Below are 8,519 nucleotides of genomic sequence, written 5' to 3' on the forward strand. Positions count from 1 at the left end.
GGTGTCGGGGCACGGGGGGCGCCTCGCATCACCAGGAGTCGGTGGGCCCGGGGCGGCCGGGCCCACCCTGAGGACTTGTGGACAGGTGGCTTCCCGGAAGGTACGGCTGTCAGCCACGGTCCGCCGCACCTGCGGTGGCGGCCGGACCTGCTGTGGGGCACGGGCTCGGGAATCCGGCCTCCATCCCGAGTGCGGGGCGCGGCCACCCGAGCGCCCGCAGCAACAGCCGTTCCCCGGTGAAGCGGGTGCGGCCGTGCAGGACACGATGGTTGTCAAGGACGAGGGCCTGTCCGCAGGCCAGGCGCATGCGGCTGGTGTGCTGATCGACAGCGCGGCGTAGTGCCGGAAGGTGGGCCCGGGCCTCGGGCGAGAAACGGGCGAGTTCGTCCTGGCGCAGCCGCAGCCGCCACTGTCCACCCCGAAGGTGCTCCAGGACTGGAGCGAAGTGACCCTCCGATCCGCCGAAGTAGGCGGCCTGCGGCGCCGACAGGGCATCCAGCGCCGCCGGGCGGGAAACGGCCAGGTCGGCCAGAACGNCCTTGCCGTCCACGACCAGGCTTTCGCCGCCCGCCTCGGCGGCCCGCCCGCAGGCCAGCACCATCAGCCGCGGTGGTCGGGGCAACTGGGCACACTCGGAATGCAGCGCGAGGTCGCCGCGGCCGAGGCCGGCGAAGCCCGGCCGGCCATTGTGTCGGCTNGGATGACGGTCAACCCATCGGGGTCGGCGTCGCGGTGCTGCCAGGATTCGGACATCAGCATCGCTGCGGCGTCGAGAACATCGCTGCGATCACCGAGACGCCTGAGCCGCACCAGGCCGCGCTCGCGCAGTACGGCAGCGGCTCGCTCCAACCCGCCGCCGCGCAAGGCATCGAGGGTGAATTCCTCGGCCTCAGCGGGCAGCGTGGTACGGGAAGACGGCATGAAGGATCCCCCTCGTGAGAACCGGGCGGACGGGAGAGGACACACTGTGGCCGGTACACCCACCCCGAGTGAAGTGACAGATTGTCAAAGTCCGATCACTGCATCGCGCGAGCGTGCAACGGCGACCGACTGCTACGTTCGACGGGCCCGTGCCCGTCCGTGTGCCGTGGAAGCAGAGATGACCGGACATTCCGAACAGCCGTATGTGCCGCCGACGTTCCCGATCTCGATCAAGGGCGTCGTCCTCGACCCACAGCGGCGAGTGCTGCTGCTGAAGAACGAACGCCAGGAGTGGGAGCTGCCGGGCGGGAAGCTGGAGGGCCCGGAGACACCCCAACAGCGCGTGGAGACCGAGATCCGCGAGGAAAGCGGCTGGACGGCTACCGCCGGCCCACTGCTGGACGTGTGGATGTACGAGCCGCTCCCCGGTCGGCAGGTCTTCGTCGTCACCTACGGCTGCACCGCCCTCGATGCCCACCGGCCGCCGGTCGTCAGTCACGAGCACAAGGAAGCCGGTCTCTTCCACCGCGACGAGGTGTCCGGCCTGGTCATGCCCCAGGGCTACAAGGACTCCATCGCCCGCTGGTACGAACTCCAGGGCTGGGCCTGACCGATGGCACACCGCGCGCCCCGCGGCGGCATCCGTTGGCACTGGACGACCCCACGGGCCCAGGACATCCTGCGGCGCCGCAGCCTGCCTGAGATCCTCGCCTTCCATCGCCAACTGAACCGGCTTCCGCAGGAGGAACTCGGCACCCTGCTCGGCTACTCCACCAGTTACATCTCCCGCGTTGAGACCGGGAGCCGCACCATTACCGACATCGGCGCGCTGCGACACATCGCCCAACGCCTCGGCCTGCCACCCCACGTCTTCGGCATCACCGACGAGGCCGACGCAGACCACCACACCGTGATCCAGTTCGGTGAGAGCGTCCTGCGCCTGGCCGAGATCACCCGCCAGGCCGGACAGGCAGCCGCCGCAGTCGACGAACTCTGGCCCCTCGTCGCCCGTCTCGAAGCCCGAGCCGCCGACGGCCACACCGACGCCGACGTCCTGCGCCTGCTCGCTCGCGCCCGCGTCGGCCTCGGTGTGGCCCTCGGCCATGTCCTGCCCGAGGAACGCCTCGTCACCGCCGCACACTGGACCGGCAAGGGCGTCGCCATCGCCCGCCGCCTCGACGACCGGGCCCTGCACGCCCACGCCCTGCGCCACCACGGCAACGAACTGCGCAAGGCCGGCCTGCACTACGCCGCCCTGGAACGCCTCGGCCGCGCCCGCGACCTCTCCCGCACTCCGGACGAGCGCGCCGCAGCCGTCATCCTCCTCGCGCGTGCCGCAGGAACGGCCGGCGCGACGACTGTGTTCGACGACTCCGCCGCCGAGAGCGGACGCCTGCTCGACACCGCCGCCACGACGGCGCTGTTCTCGGATTTCACCCTCCACGAGGTACAACTGCGGGGCCTCGCCGCCACCGGGCGCGTGCGCGCTGCCGTCGAGTTGCTGGAACGCGCGCCCGTACCGGCCCTTCAGACCAGTCCGCAGTGGCGCATCATCTCCGCGATCACCGCCGGCCAGATCCTGCTCCGCCGCGGCGACCGGTCCGCAGGCGGCGAACAGCTGCGCACAGCCCTGCACGGCGCCGAACTGCACCGCCTGCCACACCAGGTCCAACGGGTCATCCGCGCAAGCGACGCCCTCCCCAGTATCCGCGAGCAGGCACAGGGCACCCTCGACCGGCTGCGGGCGGACATAGCAGCCTGACGAGGCGACAGGGGCTCCGGGGCCGCCTTCGGGCAAAGAACGCCGGAGAATCACAACCGCCGGGGCGGCGAACATCACGGACCTCCTTCGACGGCAGGAGCGGGAGCAGGGGGTGTACAGCGCGAACTGGCATCAGGCGACGTGACGGCCCGTGGTGTTGAGACGGGCCGGCTTCTGGTCGTAGTCGCCCGGCCGCGCGGCCTCGCTCATCGGCGAGGCCCGTCGCTGTCCGGCCCGGAGATCATTGCCTACCAGCTGGTCTTCCGCCTGGGCAGTGGGTGAGGGAAGCTGTACATCGAGCTCGAACCACACGCTCCAGCCGACGATCCTGTCGGCGTCATCCCTGCGCTGGCCCCAGCCGACGTCTTTGGCGAAGCCGGAGACGACCGCGAGGCCGCGCCCGCCGGTCGCCGACAGGTCATCGAGGCCGCCGACCATGTCCGGGACGGTCAGGCCGCCGTCGGTGACGGTGATCCGCAGGCTCTTCCGGTGCTTGTCCAAGTCACCTTCGACCAGCAGCTCGGCCGCGTCGCCGAGGCCGGCGTGCTCGACGCCGTTGGCCAGCAACTCCGAACTGCACAGTCTGAGCGCGTACGCCAGGTCGTCATCGAGGGCGACGCCGGCGAGGTCGACAATGCTGTGAACCAGCGCGTTCCGGTATACCGGAACGGTGGCAAGGGTCACCGTGAATCTGAACTGGGCAACGCGGATCATGGCCGGTCCTCCAGGCTGTGCAGCGTGTCGGCAGGTCTTCCCAGCTGTCGATGGGAAGACCTGCCGCGTCCGTCGCGTGTCCCCAGAGATTCGCGGGATCGCTGATTCTCGGCAATCGGAACTCCTTACTGGTTCTCCGCCGAACTGATGGATCCGTGACTCCGGCGGCAGCAAGGCAGTAACTGGTTACTGTCTCCATGCTCTCTGTCGGTAACTCCCCTACTACGATCTGTAGGTCAGTTACCGGGGAGGTGGGAAATGGCACACAAGCCGTCCTGCGCAGCGCGTGTCAGAGCCCGTGCCGAGGCGAGTGGTTGGACAACCGACACCACCGTGGCGGAGATCGCCAACTGCTGCGGGGTGAGCCGTCTTCGTGCACATCGCCTCGGCCGGGGATGGACACTGCGCCGGGCAGTGGGCGAGCTGATCCAACTGTGCGAGACATTGGGGCTTGCGCGGCCGAAGGTGGACCAGGACCAGCTCGGGGCCTGGGAAACCGGCCGGACACCACGAGCCGGCACGATCGACCTGCTATGCCGCTTGTACGAGACCAACGCCCAAGGGCTCGGCCTGGCAGGCGATTACCGGTCGACATCCTCCCCGGCGACCGCAACCACCGCACCGGCTCAAGGGCCTGGTGGACTCGTGTGGCTGCGCCCGGTCGTCGCGCCTGCGGTGGTCGATCCCCTCGACGAATTGATCGACTCCTATCGTCGCAGGGTCGAAGAGACTCTCGCCAGCACGACGACTGGCGCGACGCAGCTGGAGGTCCTGGACGAGCAGATCATGGACCTGCGACAGGCCTATGCTGCCTCACCTCCTACCGAGATGCTGGCCCAGCTGGTGCGGCTGCTCGAGGAACTGCGGCTCCTTGCCGCAGCCCGGCAGCCGGCTGTCGTGCAGAGCCGGCTCTCGGAGATGGTCGCCATGCTGGCGACCCTCGTCGGGGACACCTTGATGAAGTTGGGACGGCTGGACCAGGCCCGACTGTGGTTCGGCACGGCCCGGTCAGCGGCCGACGACAGCGGCAGCGGGGACCTCCGGGCGCGCGTACGGATTCAGGCCGCGATGCTGCCCTACTACTACGGCCCATCGGAGCGAGCTGTGAGCCTGACCCGCGAAGCCCGCCTGCTGAACCGCGGTCGGGCGACCTCCACCGGAGCCTTCGCCGCTGCCGCCGAGGCCCGCGCGCGAGCCCGGCAGGGTGACACCGAGGGAGCCCGAAGGGCGATCACGCAGGCCCGCGATCTGTTCGACCGCTGCCCTCCGTCGACCGCCGACGACGCCTGGGCATTTCCGCGACGCCGACTGCTCCTCTACTTCTCCGGCGCGCACACCGCGCTCGGTGAGGTGCAGGAAGCCCGTCAAGTTCAGGAAGAGGCCTTGTCGTTGTACCGCGACCGCAGCGGGATCGACCCAGCCCTGCTGGCCCTCGAACAAGCGATGTGCCTGGCCCGGGAACACAACGTGACCGAGGCTTGCGAACTGGCCACGCACACCGTCCTGGCACTGCCCGAAGCCCACCGGACCGAGATCCTGGGTGCCCGGGCCCGGGAGCTGATCAACATCCTGCCGACGAAAGTACGTGCCTCCCGTGCCGTGCGCGATCTCGGCGAGGTCCTTGCCCTCCCGACCGGCAGGAGGTGACAGCGACAGCGCTCACCCGTCAGCCTGACGGGTATGACTGTTCCGGTTGTCATCGGCGGATTCGCCGAGTCCGAGGTGCACGCCGTTCTCCACGACGCCTGCCGCCGGATCGGGGTGGACACCGCCGGTGCCGAGATGCTGCGCGGCCACACCAACGCCGTGTTCCTCCTCAAGGCGGCCGGGGTGGTTGCCAAGATTGCCCGTGCAGGTACGCCCGTGGACGACGTCGAACGCACCGTGCAACTGGTTCGGTGGCTCAGCGCTCAAAGCTTCCCGACCGTCGAACTGCTACCGGTGGAGCAGCCCGTCCTCGTCGGCGTGCACGCCGTGACCTTCTGGCAGTACCTCCCCCAGCCCGAGCATCCCGTACCGGCTGCCCACCTCGCCGTCCCCCTCCTCATGCTGCACCGGCTCCCGCCGCCTCCCTTCGGCGTCCGGCCGCTCGACACGGTCGGTGCGATCCGGCGCTCGATCGCGGCGATCACGAACCTCTCCCCTGCCGAAACGTCCTTTCTGCGGCAGCGGCTGTCCGCCCTCGAATCAGCACTGGCCGACGTCGACTACGTGCTGCGTCCCGGGCTGCTCCAAGGCGACCCCCAGCACCGGAACGCCCTTCATCACGGTGAAACGGCGGTGCTGTGCGATTGGGACACCGCCTGCTTCGGCCCTCCTGAGCTGGATCTCGTCACCGTGGAGATCCACTGCCGCCGGTTCGGCTACGGCCGTAGCCACTACCAGCGGTTCGCCGACGCGTACGGTTTCGACGTGACGGCGTGGAGCGGCTACGCCGTCCTGCGCGACCTGCGTGAGCTGCGGATGATCACCACGAATGCCAAGCGCGCCGCTGCGGGCAGCCCGGCGCTCGCCGAGGTGCGGCGCCGGGTCGGAGGGTTGCGGCGCGGCGACCTCGATGGCGTGTGGAACATCCTGTGACCGGTCCGGACGGTTGCGAGGTCACTGCTCCGGGATGCGGCCGCACATCGCGTTGCCGGGGTCGGACGGGTCGGCGCTGATCCAGAACTGCTCCCACAGGAGGGCGAATTCGGGTCGGCTGAGGTAGCCGTCGCCGTCCAGGTCGAGCAGGTCGAAGTCGTCGTCGGTCGGCACGGTCCGGCCGTGCCAGATGTCGACGAGCCGGCTGTGTTCGGCGCGGGAGATTCGGCCGTCGCCGTTCTCGTCCACCGCGTCGAAGACCGTGTCGGCGGTCGCCATGACCACTTCGCGCAGGGCGGGGAGCCGGTCGACGAGGGCGAGGAACTCCTCCATGTCGACCTTGCCGTCGTGGTTGCTGTCCGCGACCGTGAGCAGGTGGTCCCACCAGCCCAACATGAGCGCCTCGACCCTGACGCCCAGGGCGGCGTCCCGCTGGACGGCCGGGAGTCGGCCCCACCGCTCCGCCAGGGCCTCGAAGTCGTTCTTCCGGAGGCAGCCGTCCCCGTCGGTGTCGAAGGCGGCGAAGACGTTGCGGAGCTTGCGCCGCTGGAACTCGTTGGCCATGAACGGGCCTCCCTGTGCTAAGCCGTAGCGCCACCACCTGTGGCGACAGGCTGGCGACTGTAGAGGCGCGGCGCGCGGCGCCGTCGGGCTTCGGCGAAAGAGCCGGGGATTCCCGGCACAAGCCGCCCCGGGGCGCCCCGGGTGTGCTAGGCATTGTCCTGGCGATCATGAGCGGAGCCAGATGGCGGGCGCGGCTGCTGTGACGGTTCCGAGGTGGACGTAGCCGCGCTTGTCGAATCTGGTTGCAACCGCGCGGAAGGTCTTCACCTTGTTGATCGCCGCGGCAGGGCCGGGGGCCGGCTGAGCCGTGCGCTCCTCCACCGTCCGGTGGGATGAGGAGGAGCGCCGGTGCCGGGTCAGGCCAGGCGGGTGGTGGCGTAGAACTCGATCGCGGTGTGCTGGTACTCGGCCAGGCCGGGAGTGACAGCCTCGTAGGCGGCGCGCCAGGACGGGTTCTGCACGCAGCCGAGGCCCATGGCGCGGAACTCCTCAGGCGTGACGGGGTGCAGCTCGGCGAGCGAGCGGTACTGGGCGTCGATCTCGGCCTGGACGGAGTCGGCGGAGGCCGGGGTGCCGGCCGCCAGTAGCTCCGCGAGGCGGATCATTCCGGCCGTTCGCTCGCGCTGGCCCGCCTCGAGCTCGGCGGCGTCCATCGTCGCGGTGCGGCGGTTGGTCGCCTCGGCGAGCTCGGGGAAGTCCTGGAGGCCGTCCTCGTACTGGTCGGGCTGGATACCCTCGAAGAGGTTCTCCGGGCGGTTGATGGTCATGGGCTGGCCGTCCTTTCGGGATCGCTCCAGGTCGGCGAGAGTGCGGGCGACAGTGGTGGCCAGGGTGTCCAGCCGGTCCCGTTCGGCGAGGAGACGGTGGTGGTGGCCGCGCAGGGCCTCCACCTCGTCCACCTGCTCGGAGAGGATTCGGCCGATCTCCGGAAGGCCGACGCCGAGCGCCCGCAGCACGAGGATCTGTTGCAGCGTCAGGAGCTGCTTCTCCCCGTAGTGCCGGTGCCCGTTGGCGGCGATCCGGGCCGGCGGCAGCAGGCCGATCTCGTCGTAGTGCCGCAACGTCCGGGCGGTCACGCCCGACAGTCGGGCCACCTCCGCGATCGACAGGTCCATCGTCCTCGTTCCTTACCTTCGTCTCGCCGGGCCGGTCGTTCCGGCCTTGGTCACGACCGTAGGAGCTGCCGCAGCGTCAACCGCAAGCCCGGCATTCACACCGCAGGCAATGTCCTGGCGAGCAGTTGAGCCGTTGATAGGACTATGAGTACTGGGAGTGATCTGACGGATGCTCAGTGGGAGTGGCTTGAGCCGCTCCTGCCGGTGAGCAACGGGCGTTGTGGCAGGTGGCGGGATCATCGCCAGGTCGTGAACGGGGTGCTGTACCGAATACGCACGGGTGTGCAGTGGCGTGATCTGCCGAAACGGTACGGACCGTGGAAGACGGTGCACGAGCGGCATCGCCGCTGGTCGGCGGACGGAACGTGGGAGATGCTCCTCCAGCGGGTGCAGGCGGAGGCGGACGCGGTCGGCGAGATCGACTGGGACATCTCGGTCGACTCGACGTCCGTGCGCGCACACCACCACGCCGCTGGCGCCCGGCACGCTCCGCCGCCCGCCCTCAAAAGGGGCTCCGCCGAGAAGGTCAAAACCGCTCGGGTCCGGGCGCAACTGATCGACCGGCTGGCGGAGGTGGTGCGGGAGGTGAGGCGCTCGGCCGCTCGCGCGGCGGCTTCACCACCAAGATCCACCTGAGTGCGGACGGCCGTTGCCGGGTGCTCTCACTGGTAATCACGCCTGGGCAGTGCGCCGACTGCGCCCAGTTCGAGCCGGTCATGGACAAGATCCGGGTGCCAAGGCTGACCTGCGGCAGGCCGCGCACGAAGCCGGACAGCGTCAGCGCGGACAAGGGCTACAGCAACCGTCAAACCCGCCGCTATCTGCGCAGACGCGGAATCCGGCACGTCATCCCGGAGAAGACC

The 8,519-nt window shown here is 69.6% G+C and carries 8 protein-coding genes and 2 pseudogenes; 5 read left to right on the top strand and 5 right to left on the bottom strand.

Annotated features, from left to right (window positions below; all coding sequences use genetic code 11):
* Positions 1 to 109: 109 nt before the first annotated feature.
* Positions 110 to 622 (bottom strand): TauD/TfdA family dioxygenase, encoded by a 513-nt coding sequence (locus tag VR45_RS32375; RefSeq protein WP_234326385.1) that lies wholly within the window; start codon positions 620 to 622, stop codon positions 110 to 112.
* Positions 623 to 1,099: 477 nt separating this feature from the next.
* Here VR45_RS32375 and VR45_RS32380 point away from each other — a divergent pair, with 477 nt between their 5' ends.
* A complete protein-coding gene (locus VR45_RS32380) occupies positions 1,100 to 1,531 on the top strand; it encodes an NUDIX domain-containing protein (RefSeq protein ID WP_045943452.1) in 432 nt (143 codons plus the stop codon).
* A gap of 3 nt (positions 1,532 to 1,534) precedes the next feature.
* The gene (locus VR45_RS48075; protein WP_199926044.1) at positions 1,535 to 2,683 is read left to right on the top strand and encodes a helix-turn-helix transcriptional regulator; all 1,149 of its coding nucleotides are present in this window, start codon (positions 1,535 to 1,537) and stop codon (positions 2,681 to 2,683) included.
* Positions 2,684 to 2,815: 132 nt separating this feature from the next.
* Here the strand turns inward: VR45_RS48075 and VR45_RS42895 are convergent, their stop codons facing one another.
* On the bottom strand, positions 2,816 to 3,397 hold the full coding sequence (locus tag VR45_RS42895; RefSeq protein ID WP_052709542.1) for an ATP-binding protein: 582 nt from the start codon (positions 3,395 to 3,397) through the stop codon (positions 2,816 to 2,818).
* Between the two features lie 414 nt (positions 3,398 to 3,811).
* Between VR45_RS42895 and VR45_RS32395 the strand changes: the two genes are divergently transcribed.
* Together VR45_RS32395 and VR45_RS32400 are read left to right on the top strand one after the other, a co-directional pair.
* Positions 3,812 to 5,044, top strand: coding sequence for a hypothetical protein (locus tag VR45_RS32395; protein ID WP_234326387.1), 1,233 nt, complete (start codon positions 3,812 to 3,814; stop codon positions 5,042 to 5,044).
* Between the two features lie 75 nt (positions 5,045 to 5,119).
* The gene (locus VR45_RS32400; protein ID WP_353612735.1) at positions 5,120 to 5,977 is read left to right on the top strand and encodes a phosphotransferase; all 858 of its coding nucleotides are present in this window, start codon (positions 5,120 to 5,122) and stop codon (positions 5,975 to 5,977) included.
* Between the two features lie 21 nt (positions 5,978 to 5,998).
* Here VR45_RS32400 and VR45_RS32405 read toward each other — a convergent pair whose 3' ends face one another.
* The 3 genes and pseudogenes from VR45_RS32405 to VR45_RS32410 form a co-directional block, all read right to left on the bottom strand.
* Entirely contained in the window at positions 5,999 to 6,541 is a 543-nt protein-coding gene (locus VR45_RS32405) for an EF-hand domain-containing protein (protein WP_045943455.1), read from the bottom strand.
* Between the two features lie 165 nt (positions 6,542 to 6,706).
* Positions 6,707 to 6,817: pseudogene (locus VR45_RS49330) on the bottom strand (IS5/IS1182 family transposase); the annotation flags it as partial.
* Positions 6,818 to 6,897: 80 nt separating this feature from the next.
* Positions 6,898 to 7,656 carry a MerR family transcriptional regulator gene (locus VR45_RS32410; protein ID WP_045943456.1) on the bottom strand — a complete coding sequence of 253 codons (759 nt, stop codon included), beginning with the start codon at positions 7,654 to 7,656 and terminating at the stop codon, positions 6,898 to 6,900.
* Between the two features lie 144 nt (positions 7,657 to 7,800).
* Here VR45_RS32410 and VR45_RS47385 point away from each other — a divergent pair.
* Positions 7,801 to 8,519, top strand: a pseudogene (locus VR45_RS47385) (IS5 family transposase); the annotation flags it as partial.

The sequence above is a fragment of the Streptomyces sp. NRRL S-495 genome, assembly GCF_000966955.1.
GTDB classification, from domain to species: Bacteria; Actinomycetota; Actinomycetes; order Streptomycetales; family Streptomycetaceae; genus Kitasatospora; species Kitasatospora purpeofusca.

Excerpts from the sequence above, each read along its gene's own strand:
- VR45_RS32380 (WP_045943452.1), top strand. The coding sequence starts at position 1,100 with ATGACCGGACATTCCGAACAGCCGTATGTGCCGCCGACGTTCCCGATC.
- VR45_RS48075 (WP_199926044.1), top strand. The coding sequence starts at position 1,535 with ATGGCACACCGCGCGCCCCGCGGCGGCATCCGTTGGCACTGGACGACC.
- VR45_RS42895 (WP_052709542.1), bottom strand. The coding sequence starts at position 3,397 with ATGATCCGCGTTGCCCAGTTCAGATTCACGGTGACCCTTGCCACCGTT.
- VR45_RS32405 (WP_045943455.1), bottom strand. The coding sequence starts at position 6,541 with ATGGCCAACGAGTTCCAGCGGCGCAAGCTCCGCAACGTCTTCGCCGCC.
- VR45_RS32410 (WP_045943456.1), bottom strand. The coding sequence starts at position 7,656 with ATGGACCTGTCGATCGCGGAGGTGGCCCGACTGTCGGGCGTGACCGCC.